The sequence below is a fragment of the Micromonospora mirobrigensis genome, from assembly GCF_900091555.1.
Classification (GTDB): Bacteria; Actinomycetota; Actinomycetes; order Mycobacteriales; family Micromonosporaceae; genus Micromonospora; species Micromonospora mirobrigensis.
Genome location: NZ_FMCX01000003.1, coordinates 691,902 through 710,029 on the forward strand (window position 1 = coordinate 691,902; position 18,128 = coordinate 710,029).

General features: G+C 72.1%; 15 protein-coding genes. 4 read left to right on the top strand and 11 right to left on the bottom strand.

All coding sequences use genetic code 11. The features are described 5' to 3' along the window. The first annotated feature begins 23 nt into the window (after positions 1-23). Positions 24-854, top strand: a complete 831-nt coding sequence (locus GA0070564_RS14420) for a hypothetical protein (protein ID WP_091609004.1) — start codon at positions 24-26, stop codon at positions 852-854. A gap of 56 nt (positions 855-910) precedes the next feature. Here the strand turns inward: GA0070564_RS14420 and GA0070564_RS14425 are convergent, their stop codons facing one another. From GA0070564_RS14425 to GA0070564_RS14455, 7 genes are all read right to left on the bottom strand, one after another. Continuing rightward, the gene (locus tag GA0070564_RS14425; protein WP_091609007.1) at positions 911-1,657 is read right to left on the bottom strand and encodes an SDR family NAD(P)-dependent oxidoreductase; all 747 of its coding nucleotides are present in this window, start codon (positions 1,655-1,657) and stop codon (positions 911-913) included. A gap of 68 nt (positions 1,658-1,725) precedes the next feature. Continuing rightward, positions 1,726-2,847, bottom strand: a complete 1,122-nt coding sequence (locus tag GA0070564_RS14430) for a branched-chain amino acid ABC transporter permease (protein ID WP_091609009.1) — start codon at positions 2,845-2,847, stop codon at positions 1,726-1,728. Further along, on the bottom strand, positions 2,844-3,734 hold the full coding sequence (locus tag GA0070564_RS14435; RefSeq protein ID WP_091609011.1) for a branched-chain amino acid ABC transporter permease: 891 nt from the start codon (positions 3,732-3,734) through the stop codon (positions 2,844-2,846). Before GA0070564_RS14435 ends, GA0070564_RS14430 begins: the two co-directional genes overlap by 4 nt. After that, on the bottom strand, positions 3,734-4,495 hold the full coding sequence (locus GA0070564_RS14440; protein ID WP_091609015.1) for an ABC transporter ATP-binding protein: 762 nt from the start codon (positions 4,493-4,495) through the stop codon (positions 3,734-3,736). The genes GA0070564_RS14435 and GA0070564_RS14440 overlap by 1 nt, the downstream gene beginning before the upstream one ends. 59 nt (positions 4,496-4,554) lie before the next feature. Continuing rightward, positions 4,555-5,298, bottom strand: a complete 744-nt coding sequence (locus GA0070564_RS14445) for an ABC transporter ATP-binding protein (protein WP_091609017.1) — start codon at positions 5,296-5,298, stop codon at positions 4,555-4,557. A gap of 4 nt (positions 5,299-5,302) precedes the next feature. Next, entirely contained in the window at positions 5,303-6,505 is a 1,203-nt protein-coding gene (locus GA0070564_RS14450; protein WP_091609019.1) for a substrate-binding domain-containing protein, read from the bottom strand. 343 nt (positions 6,506-6,848) lie between these two features. Beyond that, on the bottom strand, positions 6,849-10,259 hold the full coding sequence (locus tag GA0070564_RS14455; RefSeq protein WP_091609022.1) for a VWA domain-containing protein: 3,411 nt from the start codon (positions 10,257-10,259) through the stop codon (positions 6,849-6,851). Positions 10,260-10,542: 283 nt separating this feature from the next. Between GA0070564_RS14455 and GA0070564_RS14460 the strand changes: the two genes are divergently transcribed. Next, a complete protein-coding gene (locus GA0070564_RS14460) occupies positions 10,543-10,833 on the top strand; it encodes a GntR family transcriptional regulator (protein ID WP_425412467.1) in 291 nt (96 codons plus the stop codon). Between the two features lie 252 nt (positions 10,834-11,085). Here the strand turns inward: GA0070564_RS14460 and GA0070564_RS14465 are convergent, their stop codons facing one another. Continuing rightward, entirely contained in the window at positions 11,086-12,204 is a 1,119-nt protein-coding gene (locus tag GA0070564_RS14465; protein WP_091609025.1) for a glycerophosphodiester phosphodiesterase, read from the bottom strand. Between the two features lie 139 nt (positions 12,205-12,343). On the opposite strand from GA0070564_RS14465, the gene GA0070564_RS14470 reads away from it, so the two are divergent. Further along, positions 12,344-13,678: a TrkH family potassium uptake protein gene (locus GA0070564_RS14470; RefSeq protein WP_091609027.1), complete on the top strand. Its 1,335-nt coding sequence runs from the start codon at positions 12,344-12,346 to the stop codon at positions 13,676-13,678. Next, positions 13,668-14,336 carry a potassium channel family protein gene (locus tag GA0070564_RS14475; protein WP_091609030.1) on the top strand — a complete coding sequence of 223 codons (669 nt, stop codon included), beginning with the start codon at positions 13,668-13,670 and terminating at the stop codon, positions 14,334-14,336. The genes GA0070564_RS14470 and GA0070564_RS14475 overlap by 11 nt, the downstream gene beginning before the upstream one ends. A 61-nt stretch (positions 14,337-14,397) precedes the next feature. Here GA0070564_RS14475 and GA0070564_RS14480 read toward each other — a convergent pair whose 3' ends face one another. The 3 genes from GA0070564_RS14480 to GA0070564_RS14490 all read right to left on the bottom strand — a co-directional run. Further along, on the bottom strand, positions 14,398-16,074 hold the full coding sequence (locus GA0070564_RS14480) for a serine/threonine-protein kinase (RefSeq protein WP_091609032.1): 1,677 nt from the start codon (positions 16,072-16,074) through the stop codon (positions 14,398-14,400). A gap of 71 nt (positions 16,075-16,145) precedes the next feature. Then, a complete protein-coding gene (locus tag GA0070564_RS14485; protein WP_091609034.1) occupies positions 16,146-17,696 on the bottom strand; it encodes a fused MFS/spermidine synthase in 1,551 nt (516 codons plus the stop codon). A 111-nt stretch (positions 17,697-17,807) separates the two neighbouring features. Next, positions 17,808-18,128, bottom strand: a 321-nt coding sequence (locus GA0070564_RS14490) for a transposase (protein WP_141714773.1), incomplete at its 5' end; no start/stop codon positions are given.

An 18,128-nucleotide genomic window follows, 5' to 3' on the forward strand; every position in this document is an offset into this window, starting at 1 on the left:
CCTGTGGAAGTGAGTTCAACGAGATGACGTACCGAACCGGCGCCACCGGCCCGATCCGGCGGATCGCGATCACCGCGCTGACCGCCACCGCCCTGCTCGCGGGGTGCGGCGGCGCGGGAGACCGGAGCTCCGACGCGACGGGTTCCTCCGCGCCGACCCCGTCCCCGTCGGCCGACCCGAAGGCCGAGCTGTTGACCGCCGTGCCGGACGGGCAGGACCCGCGGTTCCGTTACACCGAGCAGAACGGGCCCGACAAGCTCTCCGGTGTGGTCGACCCGGCGGCGAAGGCGCAGGAGCTGACCTTCTCGCAGACCAGCACGGACCCGGACTTCACCATGGCCCTGAGCATGCGGGTGATCGCCGACCGCAGCTGGATGCGGGTGAAGCTGACCGGCGTCGACGGTCTGCACGAGATGATGAAGCTGCCGAAGCGGTGGATGACCCTCGACCCGGCGAAGCTGGAGGGCGACTCGGATCCGCTCAGCTATGAGGGCAGCGACCCGGGCAACACCGGGGTCTTCCTGGAGCACGCCTCGGCCGTGCGGAAGAAGGGCACCGGCACGTACACCGGCTTCCTCGACCTGACCGCCGGCGCCGAGGTGGCGGAGGCGCTGGACAACCTCGACCTGACGGCGAGCGGCGCGGCGGCGAAGAAGGTGCCGTTCACCGCGGTCGTCGGCCCGGACGGCAACCTCGCCTCGCTGTCGATGACCGTTCCGGCGGCCGGCAAGCAGAAGGCCCGCAAGGTGGTCGTCCGCTACTTCGACTTCGGCAAGGCGCCGAAGCTGGCTGCGCCGGCCGGCGACCAGGTGCAGGCGGCACCGGCTTCGGCGTACGAGATGTTGAACAGCTGATCTGATCCGGACGACGAGGGGTGGCGGCCACACGGGGGGGTCGCCACCCTCCGGCGTCAGCGGCCGAGCACCGACCCGCCGTTGACGCCGAGCACCTGCCCGGTGACGTAGCCTGCGGCCGGGCTCGCCAGGTAGCGGACCGCCTCGGCGATGTCGTCGGGCAGGCCGGCCCGCTTGACCAGGGTGGCGTCGACCCGCGTCGCGTGCCCCTGCGGGGTCATCCGGTCGCCGAAGAACTCGGTCTCGGCGACGTAGCCGGGGCTGACCACGTTGGCGGTGATCCCCTCGGGCCCGAGTTGCGCCGCCAGGTCGTACGCCCAGCCGTGCAGCGCCGCCTTCGCCGCCGAGTACGGCCCGGCCCCGCCGCGCTGGGCGGCGATGGAGCCGACCAGGATCACCCGTCCGCCGGGGCGACGCAGCGCCGGCCGGAGCGCCTCGGTGAGCAGCACGGCGGTTAGCACGTTGGCCTCCAGGTTGGCCCGCCAGAAGTCGGCGACCCCGGCCAGCGTGGCGGTGTCGCCGCCCAGGTAGCCGCCGGCGTTGTTGACCACCACGTCGACGGGCCGCTCCCCGACCGCCTCGACCACCCCGGCGAGCTGCGCCGGATCGGTCAGATCCGCGGTGACCGCGCTGACCGCGTCGGCCCGCCCACACTCGTCCGAGATCCGCTCGGCGGCGGCGAGCAACACCTCCGCCCGCCGCCCCACCACCACCACGTCGTACCCGTCGAGGGCGAGCAACCGGGCGCACGCGCCCCCGATCCCCGTCCCCCCACCGCTCACAACCGCCAACCGCTCTCCCACCCCGGCCTCCCTTCTGCGTCGATCATGAAGTTAGCGCCCTCGCGACCCGGCGTGTCGCGACGCCAACTTCATGATCGACGATCCGGGCGGCGGCTGAGGGTGCGGGTGAGGGGGGCCAGGCGGGTTCTCAGGCCGGCGAGGCCGCCGGGGAAGAAGTAGACGGCCAGGATGAAGACGGTGCCGAGGACGAAGAGGGGTTGGCTCAGCGGGCGGCTGAGGACGGCGGGGAGGGCGTCGACCGTCTCGCTGCTACCGAAGGCGGTGAGGCGGTGGTCGAGGTACATGTAGAGGATGCCGCCGAGGACCGGACCCCACCTGGTGCCGGGGCCGCCGAGGACCACCATGACCAGCAGGGACAGGGTCAGCTCGCTGCTCGTTACGTGTGGGCTGGCGCCGCCGACGATCAGGCAGTAGACCACCCCGGCCGCCGCCGCGAGGCCGCCGGCCAGGGTGAACGCCAGCAGCTTGAACAGGTACGGGTCGAGCCCCAGCACCCCGATCCGCCGCTCGTCGTCGCGCAGCCCGGCCAGCACCCGCCCGGTCGGCGAGCCGCTCACCCGGTGCACCACGAACACCACCACCGCCAGGTACGCCAGCGCCAGCCAGTACAGGTTGACGGTGTTGGTCACCCCGACCAGGGCGGCCGGCAGCCCGGAGACGTCCAGCGGCAGCCCCTCCTCGCCGCCGGTGAGCCCGCCGAAGTCCCGGGCCACCAGGATCGCCCCGACCTGGGCGAACGCCAGGGTCACCATGGCGAACGCGATCCCGACGGTACGCAGTGCGACCGCGCCGAGCAGCGCCGCCAGGACGGTCCCGCCGGTGATCGTGAGCAGGGCGGCCTGCCACAACGGAAGCCCGGCCCGGGTGACCAGGATGTCGGTGCCGTAGACGCCGGCGGCGAAGTAGAGGGCGTGCCCGAAGGAGAGCATCCCGGTGCGGCCGAAGAGCAGGTCGTAGCCGGCGGCGAGGCCGCCGAAGACCAGGCAGACGGCGAGCAGTTGCAGGGTGCCCGGCGAGTTCAGCGGTCCCTCGAAGATCCCCGGCAGGTTCACCGTCGAGTAGGGCACGATCGCCGCCACGGCCAGCGCCACCAGCGGCAGGTACGGCCGCAGCCCGGGCCAGCGCGAGCGCCCGGGGGTCAGCTCGTCGGGGACGTGGGCCGGGGGCGCCTCCACCATGGATCCGGTCATGCGGTTGCCACCTTTCCGGCGAAGCCCTGCGGGCGCAGCAGCAGCACCACGGCCAGCAGCGCGACCACGCAGACGTCGCCGAGGCCGGACGGGCCGTAGTAGTTGACGAACTGTTGCAGCAGCCCGACGGCGACGGCCGCGTACGCGGAGCCGACGACCGAGCCCATCCCGCCGATCACCACCACGATGAAGGCGAAGATCAGCAGCGAGCCGCCCTGCCCGGGCGAGACGGTGCCGAAGTAGACGCCGCCGAGCGCGCCGGCCAGCGCGGCGGCGGCCCCGCCGATCGCGAAGACCAGGGTGAACGCCCTGCGCACGTCGATGCCGAGCGCGGTGACCATCTCCCGGTTCTCCACCCCGGCCCGGATCACCAGGCCGTAGCGGGTCCAGCGGAGGAAGGCCAGCAGCGCGCCGAGCACCACCGCGGCGGCGACGATCAGCAGCAGCCCGGCGTTCGGCACGTTCGCGCCGAGGATGCCGGTGACCTGCCGGGTCCAGCCGGGGCGCGGGAACGGTCGGGCGTCGGCGCCCCAGGTGGCCTGGAGCAGCGCCACCCCGGCCAGCGACAGCCCGACGGTGACCAGCACCTGCTCGATGGTGCGGGAGTAGAGCGGCCGGATCAGCACCAGCTCCACCAGCACGGCGACCAGCACACCGGCGGCCACCCCGAAGGCGACGGCGAGCACGAAACCGAACCCGTCGGGCCCGGCGCCGGGCAGGTTCCCCGACGCCCACCAGGTCGCGTACGCGCCGACGCCGAGGAAGAGCCCGTGCGCGAAGTTCAGCACGTCGGCCAGGCCGAAGACCAGGGAGAGGCCGGAGGCGACGAGGAAGTAGAGCGCGGCCAGGCCCAGCCCGGTCAGCGCCAGCAGGATGACCGTGCTCATCAGCTCTCGTCCTTCCGTGGCCCGGCGGTGGCGGGCGTGCCGTGGTGGTCGCCGGATCCGACGCCGAGCAGCGAGCGGGTCAGCTCGGCCTCGGCGAGCAGTTCGGTGGCGGAGCCGGCCCAGGCGACCCGGCCGGCGGCCAGCACCACCGCGTCGCGGGCCAGCCGGCGGACCACGGCGAGGTTCTGCTCGACCAGCAGCACCGGCACCGACTCGGCGACCCGTTCCAGCACCTCGGCCACCTCGGTGACCACCTTGGGCGCGAGCCCCTTGGTGGGCTCGTCGACCAGCAGCAGCCGGTTGTCGTTGAGCAGCACCCGGCCGATGGCGAGCATCTGCTGCTGGCCGCCGGAGAGCGAGCCGGCCCGTTGCCGTCCGCGCCGGTCCAGCTCCGGGAAGAGCGCGAAGACCTTGTCGTACGCGGGGACGCTGCCCCGCCGCTCGGCGAGACGCAGGTTCTCCGCGACGGTGAGGCCCGCGAAGACGTCCCGGTCCTCCGGCACGTAGCCGAGCCCACCGCGGACCAGCCGGTGGGTGGGGCGACCGAGCAGGTCACCGCCGGCCATCCGGATGCTGCCGCTCGCCTCGCCGTTGCGCGGGGTGAGCCCGACGATCGCCCGCAGGGTGGTGGTCTTGCCGACGCCGTTGCGGCCGAGCAGCACGGTCACTCCGGTCGGGGCGACGGTGAACGACACCCCCTGGAGGATGTGCAGCCCGGCGATCCGCACCGACAGGTCCTCGACGGTGAGCACAGGATCCACTGAGCTGCCTTTCGTTCGTGACTGCGGGGCTCGCAAACCCGGCTCACTCCTCGCACTCACTAGAGCTGCTCTCCGAGGTAGGCCTCCTGGACGGTGGCGTTGGCCATCACCGTGTCCGGGGTGTCGCAGGCCAGCAGGGCGCCGTGGTGCATCACGGCGATCCGGTCGGCCAGCTCCAGGATCACGTCCATGTGGTGCTCGACCATCAGCACCGAGCGTCCGTCGTCGCCGGTCAGCGACCGAATCACCGCGACGAGTTCCGGCACGTCCTCGGCGCTGACGCCGGCCATCGGCTCGTCGAGCAGCATCACCCGTGGTTCGCCGGCCAGCAGCAGGGCGATCTCCAGCTTCCGTTTCTCGCCGTGGGCGAGGGTGCCGGCCAGCGCCGTACCCCGGTGGTGCAGGCCGACCCGGTCGAGCGCCGCGTCGGCGGCGGCGGCGACCTCGCGGTCGGCCGCCGCCCGCCGCCACAGCCTCATCGAGCCCCCGCGGTGCGCCTGGACGGCGAGCCGGACGTTCTCCCGGACGGTGAGCGACCCGAAGACCGAGGACGCCTGGAAGGTACGTCCCAACCCGAGGCGGGCCCGCCGGTGCGGCGGGAGTGCGGTGATGTCCTCGGAGTCCAGCAGGATCCGGCCGCCGGTCGGCCGGCGCAGGCCGGTGATCAGGTTGAACAGCGAGGTCTTGCCGGCGCCGTTGGGCCCGATGACGCCGAGGAACTCCCCGGGCGCCAGGTCGAACGCGACGTCGTCGACGATGGCGACCTCACCGATCCGCCAGGTCAGACCGCGGGTGGCGAGCAATGGTTCAGCCCTTCATCCGGGTGACCGGCGGGGCGGCCTCGTCGCCGGTCAGGCTCTTCTCGGCGGTGGCGGTGAAGTCGGTGCCGCTGCCGGTCAGCTTCGCCTGGAACATCGGCTGGATCAGCGCGTGGTCGTCGGCGCGTACGGTCATCGGACCCTTGACGCCGTCGAAGCTCCAGCCCTCCAGCGCCTTGATCATCTTGTCCACGTCGTCGCCGCCCTCGGTGACCGCGCGGACCACCATCTGGGCGGCGGCGAAGCCGTCCGGGTGGAACAGGTCCAGCGTGCCGCCGGGGATCTTGGCCTTGGCCGCCTTCGCGGCCTCGGTGTCGCTGGCCCCGTCGAAGTAGTGCGACAGGAACGAGATCTTGCTGCCGGCGGCGCCGAAGGTGGGCCAGGAGGCGCGGATGTCCAGGCCGGTGACGACCGTGGTGGAGGAGAGCACGCCCTGCTGGTCCAGGGTCTGCCACATGGCCGGGGCGGTGGTGCCGGCCCAGGCGACGAAGAGCAGGTCCGGCTTGGCGGCCTTGATCTGGCTGGCGAACGGGGTGAACTCGGTGGCGCTGGCCGGGGCCCGGACGCTGCTGACGGTCGCGCCGGACCCACCGATGACCGCCTTGACCGCGGCCTCGTTGGCATCGCCGAAGGCACCGTCCTGGGCGAAGACCACGACCTTCTTGCCGGTCGGGTCGCCGATGAACGACTTGGCGGTCACCACGTCCTGGTACGACTGCCGTCCGGAGCGGAACGTGTACCTGTTGGCGCCGGTGATCGCGTCGGTGGCGGCCGGGCCGGAGATGAACAGGACCTTGTTCTGCGCGGCGATCGGGGAGACCTGGAGCGCCACGCCGGAGGCGGTGGACCCGGCGAGGATCTTCGTGCCCTTGCCGATCAGGTCCTTGGCCGCGGAGACCGCCTTGGCGGGGTCACCGGCGTCGTCGACCTCGGTCAGCTCGATCTTGCGGTCGCCGACCTTGCCGGTGCCCTTGGTGGCGTAGTCGAGCCCGGCCTTGAACCCCTCGATGTACTGCTTGCCGTAGCTGGCCAGCGGGCCCGACTGGGAGTAGACCAGGCCAACCTTGACCGGGGCGGCGCTGTCACCGCCACCGGCGGCGGTCTCCTGCGGGCTGCCACAGGCCGTGGCGGCGAGCGCCGCGGCCAGCATGGTGGCGGACAGGATCGCCCGCCGGGTCGTCCGGACCGTCATTGCGACTCCAGGGTGAGGACTCGGAGGTGGGGAACTCTATGTGTCGGCTCACGCTAGAAGTGACGTCACCCACGGGCTATGTGGTGGACGCACACAAGTCACCGGAGTGGGGTGGCCGGCCGTAACAGCCACCGGCCCGCCGCCGTGACCGCACCGCCCCGGAATGGTCCGCATCCCCACCGCCAGAGCGGCACCTGTGTCGACCCGCCACCTGCTGCAGACGACGGTGGCCCGGCGCGGGCCGGGTCGGGTGGCGCGTCGTCCGCGCCCACCGACTCCGGCTCCCCGCCGGGCCACTCCTGCCGTCCGCGCCGGTCACCCGGTCACGGCGGTGTCACTCGGGTCAGGCCATCGACCTCCGTCGGCGCGCGACGATCAACAGCACCACGCCCGCCAGCACCGCCAGCGAACCCCCGGCGACGAACCCGGTCAGCTTCATGCCGGTGACCGGCAGGTGCTTCCAGCCGCCCTTGTGCGGCGGATACGGCTTCGCGACGGCCCGGTTGGTGAACGTGCAGGTGATGTCCTGCCGCAACTCCGGGGTCACCACGTCGTCCACCACGGGCACCGACTCGTCGGTGCCGGTGAGCACGCAGCTCAGGTCGACCAGCTCGTAGCCCTTGGGGCCCTGGGACTCGGAGAGTCGGTAGCCCACGCCGGCCTCGACCGTCACGCCGGTGACCGAAGGGCTGCCGGACCGGCCGCTGATCGGGTCGGCGCCGTTGAGCGGCGTCGCCGTCAACAGCCAGTCGGTGGGGTCGGCCTTGCCACCCCAGCCGTCCTTGCCGCCCGAACCGTTCGGGCCGCCCGTCGGGCCGTTCCCGCCGGTCGGGCCGGTCCAGCCCGGTCCGCCGGTCGGGCCGGTCCAGCCGTCCTTGCCCTCCTCGACCTTCTTGACCAGGGTCAGGTGCGGCCGGCCCGGGTCGAGCTGCCCGTTGCGCCAGGTGCAGGTGTAGCTGCGGTCGGCGACCGGGGTCAGCACGTTGTCCGGCGTCGGTACGACGTCACCGGTGTCGTTGTAGACGCAGCGGACGTCACCGATCGGGGCGTATCCGGCCGGGCCGCCGCTCTCGGTGAGCGCGTAGCCGAGGCCCGCCCTGGCCACCGCGTTGGTGACCGCCGGCTCACCGCTGCGGCCGGTGATCGTCGCGGCGCCCGAGCCGACCGGCGGTGTCGCGCTCAACGTCCAGTCCTGCGGTGTGGCGGTGCCGCCGAACCCGTTCTCCACCTGCTTGACCAGGGTGACCCTGGCCTCGGCCGGCGGTGGGACCGCCTGGTTGCGGAACGTGCAGGTGATGTCCTGCCCGAACGTCGGGGTCAGCCGGTTGTTCGGCGTCGGCACCACCGTGGAGGTGCCGGTCAGCACGCACTGTGGGGTGCCGACCTGCTCGTAGTCGGCCGGTCCGTCCCTCTCGGAGAGCCCGTACGTGACGTTCGGGAACGCCTCCGCACCGGTCACCGCGGGGGTGCCACTGCGACCGCTGATCACGACCGGCACCGGCACGTCGTTGCGGGCCAGCGGCGCGGCCTCCAGGATCCAGTCCTGAGGCTGCGCCGTACCGCCGCTGACCTCCTTGACCAGGGTCAGCGTGGCCGCCTGGGCGACGTTGGTCGCGGTGCAGACCGCGGTCTCGCCGAGCGGCACGCTGGCCAGCCCGAGGGCGCCGGTGTATGTCGGCCCCACCGAGCCGTCCGATTCCCGCAACCCGCAGTCCCAGCTGCCGGTCGCCGGCGGGGTGATGACCGCGCCGGCGGTCACGAACTGGGTGAAGCCGGGGACGGTGGTCTCGGCCAGCGAGACGAAGGTGTTCGGGTCCACGTCCCCGGTCACCCCGTTGGTCCCCTCGACCACCGCGCTCCCGCCGAGGATCGCCCGCAACGTCCAGGCGTCCAGCGACGGTTCCGGGGTGCCGTACGGGTTCTGGAGCTGCTTGGCCAGGGTCAGCCGGGTCGGGCAGGTCACCGTGTTGGTGACCCGGAAGGTGTTCAGCCCGGGCAGGGCCAGGACGACCGGCCCGGTGTCGCCCGTGACCGCGACGGTGCCGCAGTTGGTCGGCAGCAGGCCCTGGTCGATCGTCTCGCCGATGGTCACCGTGGTGCCGGTGGCGAAGCTGTCGTACGGCGTGTTCCAGGCCGGGTCGTTGATGCCGCTGATCGACAGGTCGGACTGGAACTCCACCGGCTGGTCCGGGTTCTCGAACGGCACCCCGTTGATCACCCAGGTCTTGTGCACCACGATGGTGGAGCGCTGCTGCTCCGCCTCCCGGTTGAGGATCACGCAGCTGACGATCGCGGTGGCCTGCGCGTCCACGGTGAAGCCGTTGGGGCCGCTGTTGGTGACCGGGGCCGGCGAGCCGTTCGCGGTGCAGGCGGCGTTGTCACCGGCCTGCTGCTCCAGGGTGAAGCCGGCCTGCGGCGTCTCGGCGAGGGTGACCGGCTTGCTGGTCACCCCGGTCAGGTCGACGTCGAAGTTGACCGCGCCGGTGAGCGTGTCGGTGACCGCGCTGCCCGGGGTGACCCCCGGGGTGCTGGTCGAGATCGTCCAACCGCCGGAGGGAACCGCGTCGGCTGGCGTACCACCGGCGGGGATCACCTTCTTGACCACGCTGATCGTGCCGGCGCACGCCTCCAGGGCGAGTTGCCGGAAGACGGCGGCCAGTTCCTCGTACCCGGTCTGGATGTAGTCGGAGCCGGCGACCGGGCCGGAGATGGCGGAGAGGTTGTTGGCCGAGCCGCTGACTCCGGCGCCCACGCCGACGGCGACGACCCGGGTGCCCTCGGCCTTGACCGCGTTGGCCGAGAAGACGCCGTTCTCCACCTCCTTGAAGCGGGTGAAGTTGCCCGGGCCCTGGACGGGCGGCGGGCCGTACACGGTGGGGTTGCCGTCGGTCAGGACGATCACCGCGTCGTAGGTGTTGGGCGCGGCGGCGACCTGGAACAGGCCCGCGTCCCAGTTGGTGTTGCCACCGGCGGTGAGCCCGTTGATCGCGTTCTTCACCGTGTTGGCGCCGGAGGTGTCGGAGACCGGCACCGGATTGAGCACGGTGGCCGCGTTGGTGGCGAAGGTGTAGAGGCCGATCTCCGACGGCGTGCCGGTCAGCGCGTCCACGAAACCGTTAGCGGCGTTCTTCACGTCGGGCAGGTTGGGCGCGATGGAGCCGGAGACGTCGATCAGCAGCGCGATGCTCAGGCCGCAGTCCGCGGGCAGGGGCGGGTTGGCCCGGGCGTCCGCCCAGATCGCCCCGCGTGCCGTGCGGTTGGTGTTGCCGGTGGTGTTGACCGGGAACTCGTAGGAGACGTTGTTGGAGACCGCGCCGGTGAAGACGCCGTTGTAGACGGTCGGCGTGGTGGTGCCGCCGCCGGTGTCGAGGGTCTGCAGCAGCCGCCAGCCGGCGGGCGCGCTCCGCTCGATGATCCAGTAGCCCTGATTCGTGCCGGTGAGACCGGGGACGTCGACGCTGCATCTGCCGTCCGCACCGGTGGTGCATGAGGCGGTCGGCGTGTCGCCCAGGCCGGGCCGGGTGCCGGACACGCCGGCGTAGAAGTCGAAGACGGCGCCGGCGAGCGGCCCGACGACATCCTCCGAGAGCCGGTCACCGCCCTTGTTGACGGTCAGTGTGGCGGTGGTCGGACTCGCGGCGTGCGCCGGCGTGGCCGCCTGCGGCGCGACCAGCGGCAGCAGCCCGGCGACCAGCGCCAGCGCGGCAACGGCTGACCACCGCCCGCGTGCTCGTGTGGTGCTGAGAATGGACATTCATACCCCCGTACGCCGTGCGGGACGGCGCGACCCGTGACCCACCCCTTGTACGTGGGCCGTGCCGTGCCAGTATTGAGGCAAATGTCCGCTTTGGCTGAGGGTTTGCTGATAGAGAGGATCTTTCGTCTACCGATGCCGCGCCGACCCGCACGGCCCGTCGTGGTCCACCAACCCCCGACACCGGCGGCCGCCGTCCAGCGGCCGATCACAGAACACCCAGTGGCGTACGCCCTGGTCGTCCTCCGTCGAGACGGTCACCCCAGCGGAGTCCAGGCCGGACATGAACGAGGCCGCCCGGGTGGTCCGGCATGATCGGAGACGCCGAACCAACCGGAGTCCCCACCTGCCCACAGCGCAGCCAGAATTCCGGCGCATCGTCAACGACATCGCCGACATCAAATCCGGTGAACTGAAGCCGGGCGACAAGCTCCCGTCAACGAGCCAGCTCGCCGAGATGTACGGCGTCAGCAACAACACCGCGTACCGAGCTCTCGCCATCCTGCACGATCGCGAACTCATCATCGGGCAGCAGGGGCGCGGCACGTACGTGGCGGACCGGTCGACCGCATAGGCCTCCAGGTTCGGCGATCCCACTCCCCCGTGACTTCGTTCGCTCGCCCCGGCTGATTCGTTCACGACATCAGCTCGAAAGGCCGGTGGCCGCAACTCCTCCTGACGCCTGAGCCGTCCACGTTCTCAGGTCGGCAGGCCGCCGAACCACCATCCCCACCAAGCCCGGACCACCACCCCCGGCGACCAGGTGGAAACGGGCCGGCCCCGTCACCCCGGGACCAGGGGCGACGGGGCCGGCGGGCGGCGGCGGTCAGGCCAGGCCGGCGCGGGCGGCCACGGCGGTGTCCGGCTGGTCGGCGAAGACGCCGTCCAGGCCCAGGCCGAGGAAGAGCTCGTACTCGGCGGTGATGTCGCCCCGGGCGTTCGGGTCGGCGCCGATCCGGAAGTCGACCGGCAGGAACTGGTTCTCCGCACGGAACGTCCAGGCGTGCACCAGCAGCTTCACCCGATGCGCGTCCCGGATGACGGTGGTCGGGGCGAGCAGCCTGCCGGCGGCGTCCCGGGGGACGATCAGGTTCTTGTTCAGGCCGACCCCGTCGGCGTACCCGCCGATCCAGGCGAGGCCCGTGGCCGAGGCCAGGTCGACGTAGGTCCGGGCGTCACCGGCGACGGTGAAGTCGTACGGGCGGCCGGTGGCGTCGAGCAGCTGGACCAGCCGTACGTCGATCATGCCGTCCAGCTTGCGCAGGTTGGCCGTCTCGAAGGACTGGATGAAGACCGGGTCGTTGCGGTGGGTCAGCCTGTTGGCCTTCAGCGCCGCCACCAGCGGCTCCTCCAGCGGCAGCCCGATCGAGGCGAAGTAGCTCGGGTGCTTGGTCTCCGGGTAGATCCCGATGGTCCGCCTGCGGGCCTTGGACTCGGTCCGGGCCAGGTCGATGACCTCCTGGAAGGTGGGGATCTCGAGCTTGCCGTCGAAGGCGGTGTTGGTGGGGCGCACCTGCGGCAGCCGCTCCTTGGCCCGCAGCGTCCGCAGCTCGGCCAGGGTGAAGTCCTCGGTGAACCAGCCGGTGACGCTGACCCCGTCGATCGTCTTGGTGGCCTTGCGGGCGGCGAACTCGGGGTGGGCGGCCACGTCGGTCGTACCCGAGATCTCGTTCTCGTGCCGGGCGACCAGCACACCGTCCCGGGTCGACACCAGGTCCGGTTCGATGTAGTCGGCACCCATCCGGATCGCCGTCCGGTAGGACTCCAGGGTGTGCTCCGGGCGGTAGCCGCTGGCGCCGCGGTGGCCGATCACCACCGGCCGCTTGACGGCCTCCGACCGCTGTGCGCCGGGGGTCGGGTCGGCCGACGCCGCCACCGCCGGCACCACCACGGCCGCCGCCAGCAGCGCCCCGGCCACGCCGAGGACGGAAAGGGTACGTCGCATCGCGCTCTCCTGTCGTCGAGGAATGCGCTCAGCAGACCGGGCGCGGGCGACCGCCAGTTGGTCCGCGGCTGGCCGGCAGGTGAATCTCCGGGATGCGCGTTTCCGCACCCGGGCCCGGGTGGAACAGGAAGATTGTCTGGTGCGCCGCTTCCTCCGTCACCCGGTACGGCTGGTGCCGTTCGGGTTCCTGGCGGTGATCCTGCTCGGCACCGGCGCGCTCATGCTGCCCTGGGCCACCAGCGAACAGCGCTACACCCCGTTCGTCACCGCGCTCTTCACCGCCACCTCGGCGGTCTCGGTCACCGGCATGGCGGTCACCGACACGCCGAACTACTGGAACTGGTTCGGGCTGTTGATGATCACCGTGCTGACCCAGGTGGGTGGGCTCGGCATCCTCACCGGCGCGGCCCTGGTCATCCTGGCCGTCTCCCGGCAGCTCGGGCTGCGCAACCGGCTGCTGGTGCAGGCCGAGACCGCCGAGTACGGCATCGGCGACGTCCGGTGGCTGCTGCTCCGGATCGCCGCGACGGTGTTCGCCGCCGAGGCGGTGATGACCGCGATCGTCACCGGTCGGCTCTGGCTGGCCTTCGACTATGCACTGCCCGACGCGCTCTGGTCCGCGGCGTTCCACTCCGTCCAGGCGTTCAACAACGGCGGGTTCACCCTCTACTCCGACGGGCTGGTCGCCTTCTCCCGCGACCCCTGGGTGGCGCTGCCGCTCAGCCTGGGCGCGATCGTCGGCGGCCTGGGCTTCCCCGCGCTCTTCGAGGCCGTCCGCGAGTGGCGGCGGCCGGGCAGGTGGGCGGTCGCCACGAAACTGACCGTCTGGGGCAGCGTGGCGCTGCTGCTCTACGGCTTCGGCTATCTGCTGATCGCCGAGTGGGGCAACCCGTTCACCATCGGCACCTACGACGTGCCCGGCAAGGTGCTCGCCGCGTTCACCCAGATCGCGTTGAGCCGCACCGGCGGCTTCGACGTGATCAATGTGGACAAGTTGCACGACGCCAGCTATCCGCTGCTGATCGCCCTGATGTTCATCGGCGGAGGCAGCGCGAGCACGGCCGGTGGCATCAAGGTGTCCACCTTCTTCCTGCTCGGCTTCGTCATCTGGGCTGAGCTGCGCGGCGAGCCCGACGTCCAGGTGGGACGCCGCCGGGTGGCCGCGGCCAGCCAGCGGCAGGCACTCACCGTGGCGCTGCTCAGCGTGGCGCTGGTCGGCGCCGGCACCGTGACGCTGATCATCATCACCGCGCAGGTCCCGTTCTACGTTGCCCTGTTCGAGGTGACCTCGGCGTTCAGCACCACCGGCCTCTCCGTCGGGCTCACCCCGCAACTGCCCGAGGTCGGCCAGTACGTGCTGACCGCGCTGATGTACATCGGCCGGATCGGCCCGCTCACCCTCGGGTCGGCGATCGCGCTGAACACCCGGCGCCGGCTGTACCGCTATCCGGAGGAGCAACCCATTGTCGGCTAAGCGGTCGGACGACAGCGGCATCGCGGTGATCGGGCTGGGCCGGTTCGGCTGCCACCTGGCCACCTCGCTGACCCGGCTCGACCACGAGGTGCTCGCCATCGACCGCTCCGCCGAGCGGGTGCAGCGCTGGTCCAGTCAGTTCGACCGGGTGGTGCAGGCGGACGCCACCGAGGAGGGCGCCCTGCGCCAACTGGGCATCGCCGACTTCCGCCGGGCGGTGGTCGCGATCGGGGCGTCCGTGGAGGCCAGCGTGCTCACCGTGCTGGCGCTGGTGGAGCTCGGCGTACCGCAGATCTGGGCCCGGGCCACCTCGGAGAAGCACGCGAAGATCCTGTCCTCGGTCGGCGCACATCACGTGATCTTCCCGGAGGCGGAGACCGGCGAGCGGGTGGCCCACCTGATCGTCAGCCGGCTGCTGGACTTCATCGAGTTCGACCAGGACTTCGCGATCGCCAAGGTCCGCGTACCGTCGGCACTGACCGGCCGGTCACTGCGGGAGCTTGCGCCCGCCGAACGGTACGGCGTGATGGTGGTCGGCGCGAAGCTGCCCGGCGAGCGGTTCCGCTACGCCACCCCGGAGACCGTGCTGGTGCCCGGCAGTGTGCTCGTCGTCGAGGGAAGCATCGGTCAGGTGCAGCGGTTCGCCGAACTCGGCTGACCTGCTCAGTGACCCTTGCCTTTGCCTTTGCCTTTGCCTTTGCCGCCGCCTCCCTTCTTAGCTACTTTCCCCCTTTTTTTCCCTCGCCCTTGCCCTTCTTGCCCTCGTGCTCCGGCTTCGCCTTCGCCCCGCCGGACTTCGTGGCCGTGGATCCGCCACCGCCCGAACCGGCCTTCGCCGCGGGCGCCTTCACCACCGGCGCCTTCGCCGCGGGCGCCTTCACCACCGGCGCCTTGGCCGCGGGCGGTTTCGGCGGCACGACCGGAACCGAGCCGGCCACCCCGGCCACCTCCACCCCGCAGCTGGTGTCGCCGAGGCGGAACTCCACCGGCAGCGGGTTGGTGCCGGTGTAGGAGCCGGTCAGCGTCATCGTGTGGGTGGCGGCCGGCGGCAAGGTGTCCTTCCCGGCCGGCGCGGTCACCTCGACCGTCCGCCCCTCCTGCCGGGCCGGGCTCGGCGCGGCCCGCAGGACCTTCTGCTTGCCCGGGAAGGTGAAGCTCATCGTCCAGCCGCGCAGCTCCCGGTTGCCCGTGTTGGTCAGGGTCAACTCGGCGGCGAAGTCCTTGCCGGTGTCCCGGCGCAGCACGTAGTCGACCTCGCACGGGGTCTGCTGGGCGGCCCCCATCCCGGCCTCCACCGGCCGGTCCACCCCGCCGCTGGCCGGGCTCCGGGAGGTCACCCCCCAGACCCCGGCGGTCACCGCCACCAGACCCGCCGCGGCCACCCCCGCCTCGACCCGCCGCCGCCGGGACACCGCCCGCCGGGCCCGGTCCCGGTTGCGGGAGCCGGAGAACGGCAGGGCGTCGGTGTCGGTGGACCACGGCAGGATCGTCGTGCCGGCACTGGCCAGCAACGCCGGGTCCGTCACCCCGGGCGCCGGGGAGACCGGGACCGGCGCGAGCATCCCCGCCGCGTCGGCGAGCGTACGGGCCACCTCGGCGGTCGCCGGCCGGTCGGCCGGACGCTTGGCCAGGCAGCGCCGGACCAGCCCGGCGACCTCGTCGGGGAGCCCGGCGACCGGCGGCATCGGGGCCGGCTCGTGGTACATGTGCGCCCGGAGCATCTCGGTGGTGGTGCTGGCCTGCCAGGGCAGCCGGCCGGTGAGCATCCGGTAGAGCAGCAGGCCGACCGCGTACACGTCGGTGGCCGGGGAGACCTGACCGTTGTCGAGCCGTTCCGGCGCCAGGTAGGCCGGGGTGCCGAGCAGGTTGCCGTCCGGCCCCTTCTCGCTCTCCCCCACCAGCGCCGAGATGCCGAAGTCGACGACCTTCACCCCGGTCGAGGTGAGCATGACGTTGCCGGGGGTGACGTCCCGGTGCACCACCCCGCGGGCGTGCGCGGTGGCCAGCGCGGAGGCGACCTCCGCCCCGATGGTCACCGCCTCCCGCCAGGGCAGCGCCCCGCCGGAGGCGAACCGCTGGCTCAGCGGACCACCGTCGACCAGCTCCATCACGACGTACGGCACGGTCAGCCCGACCTGCTCGGACTCGCCGTAGTCGTACACGTTGGTGATGTTGGGGTGGCAGAGCCGCGCGGCGGCCTGCGCCTCCAACCGGATGCGGTGCCGGAAGGACCGGTCGCTGGCCAGCCGGGAGGCGAGCACCTTGATCGCCACCTGGCGGCCCAGCACCTCGTCGTAGCCGCGCCAGACGACGGACATGCCGCCTGCGCCGAGCTGCTCGATCAGCCGGTACCGCTCACCGAGCAGGTGCGCGCCGTTCCGCAGAGCTCCACCCATGGTGAGAGCTTTTGCCCGGGACCCCCGTCGCTACACCTGGAAGGTCGGAATCGGTCAGGAATGTCACCCGTTCAGGCGGTCGCGAGCAGTTGGTCCACCGGCGCGTAGTCGTCGGTCAACACCAGCGCGTCGTCGACATAGTCCGTCAGGGCCGGGCCCTCCAGCAGGCTCGCCGGCTCGCGCAACCCGCCGACCCGCCGCTGGAGCGCGTCCAGCGGCAGCGGCGCGTCCGAGGCCACGATGACGAAGTTGCTGCCCTGGCGGCCGGCGATCGCGGCCGGCGGGGCGATCAGCGCGACGTGCCGGAACTCGGCGGCGACCGTGGCCAGCTCGCTGCGGATGAACCGGTCCGGCGGATAGTCGATGACGTTCTGCGTGTAGACGCCGCCCGGCCGCAGCACCCGACGGATCTCGGCGGCCATCTCCCGGGTGGCCAGGTGCCACGGCACCACCAGGTGACCGAAGGCGTCCCCGACGATCAGGTCCCGGCTGTCGGTGGCCTCCCCGTCCAGCAGCACCCGGGCGTCACCGACCACGGCCCGCAGCCCCGGCCCGGTCCGCACGCCCAACTCGCGGCGGTCCAGGTCGACCAGGGCGCCGTCGATCTCGAAGACCAGGTTGTCGGTGCCCGGCCGGGTCGCGGTCAGGTAGCGCGGCATGGTGAACCCGCCGCCGCCCAGGTGCAGCGCGTCCAGCCGCCGCCCCTTCGGGGCCGCCTCGTCGGTCACCGCTCCGAACCACTGGGTGTACGCGTACTCCAGGTGGGTCGGGTCGGCCAGGTCCACGTACGAGTGCTGGGCCGAGTTGAGCAGCAGCATCCGCCCCGACGGCCGGTTCGGGTCGACCTCCACCTTGGCGCAGTGGTACGCCGTCTCGGTGTCGCACGGGTTCGGGGCCACCGCGCTCAGCCCCGCCCCGACCAGGCCCAGCACGGCCAGCGCGGCCTTCGTCCGGGCCGGACCGGGCAGTCCCGCCCGCCCCCGCCGCCGCAGGTACGCCCCGAGCGCCAGCCCGGTCACGCCGAGCGCCACGGCCAGCGCCAGCACGATCACCGTGCTGGGCAGCGCCGCGACCAGCACGAAGCCGGTGACCAGGGTGGCGGTGATGCCGCCGAGGGTGCCGATGCCGGAGAGCCGCCCGACCACCTGGCCGGTGCGGCGCAGGTCGGCGAGCTGGAGCTTGACCACCAGCGGGGTGACCGCCGCCAGCAACGCCGCCGGCACGAACACGGCCAGCGCGGTGAGCAGCAGGATCGCGCTCGCCGCGCCGCCGCGCAGCAGCTCACCGGCGTACCGCACCACCGGCAGGGTGACCGCGGTGGCGATGCCGGCCAGCACCAGGGCCGGCGCCAGCAGGGTACGCGGGTCCCGCCGGTCGGCCAGCCACCCGCCGGTCCACGCCCCGTACGCGATGGCGGCCAGCGCGACGCCGATCACCGAGCTGGTGACCTGGAGGGTGACCCCCACGTACGGGCCGACCAGTCGCAGCGACACGGTCTCCAGCACCAGCACCGCCCCGCTGGCGAGGAAGACCAGGAAGGCGGCGAGGCCGTCGGGCAGGGCGCGGCCCTCGGCGGGCACGACCGCGGGCTCGGCCGCGACCTGTGACGATGCGGAGTTCACCGGCCGATGGTACGCAGCGAACCTGACCGCCGTGGCCAATACATCGAAAGATGAGCATGGCTTGCGTGTGGCCCGGTGCCGGCGTCCGGCCCGGCGATGCTCCTATGGATGTCAAGGGGTGTTGAGGGCGGTGAAGTCGGTGAGGAGGGCGGCGTGGACCTCGCGGACGACGTATCGCTTGAGGCACCGCATGATCTCTTTCTTGCCGAGGCCCTGTTTGGTGCGTTTCTCAACGTAGGCGCGGGTTCGGGGGTCGTAGCGCATCCGGCTGAGCACGATCGTGTGCAGGGCGTTGTTCGCGGCTCGGTCGCCGCCGCGGTTGAGGCGGTGCCGGTCGATGCGTCCGCTGCTGGCGGGGATCGGGGCGGCGCCGCAGAGGTGGGCCAGGGCCGCTTCGGAACGTAGCCGGTCGGGATTGTCGCCGGCGGTGGT

Bases quoted from the DNA above. Each gene is read 5' to 3' on its own strand.
- GA0070564_RS14420 (WP_091609004.1), top strand. From the start codon at position 24: ATGACGTACCGAACCGGCGCCACCGGCCCGATCCGGCGGATCGCGATC.
- GA0070564_RS14430 (WP_091609009.1), bottom strand. From the start codon at position 2,847: ATGACCGGATCCATGGTGGAGGCGCCCCCGGCCCACGTCCCCGACGAG.
- GA0070564_RS14435 (WP_091609011.1), bottom strand. From the start codon at position 3,734: ATGAGCACGGTCATCCTGCTGGCGCTGACCGGGCTGGGCCTGGCCGCG.
- GA0070564_RS14450 (WP_091609019.1), bottom strand. From the start codon at position 6,505: ATGACGGTCCGGACGACCCGGCGGGCGATCCTGTCCGCCACCATGCTG.
- GA0070564_RS14455 (WP_091609022.1), bottom strand. From the start codon at position 10,259: ATGTCCATTCTCAGCACCACACGAGCACGCGGGCGGTGGTCAGCCGTT.
- GA0070564_RS14460 (WP_425412467.1), top strand. From the start codon at position 10,543: ATGAACGAGGCCGCCCGGGTGGTCCGGCATGATCGGAGACGCCGAACC.
- GA0070564_RS14465 (WP_091609025.1), bottom strand. From the start codon at position 12,204: ATGCGACGTACCCTTTCCGTCCTCGGCGTGGCCGGGGCGCTGCTGGCG.
- GA0070564_RS14480 (WP_091609032.1), bottom strand. From the start codon at position 16,074: ATGGGTGGAGCTCTGCGGAACGGCGCGCACCTGCTCGGTGAGCGGTAC.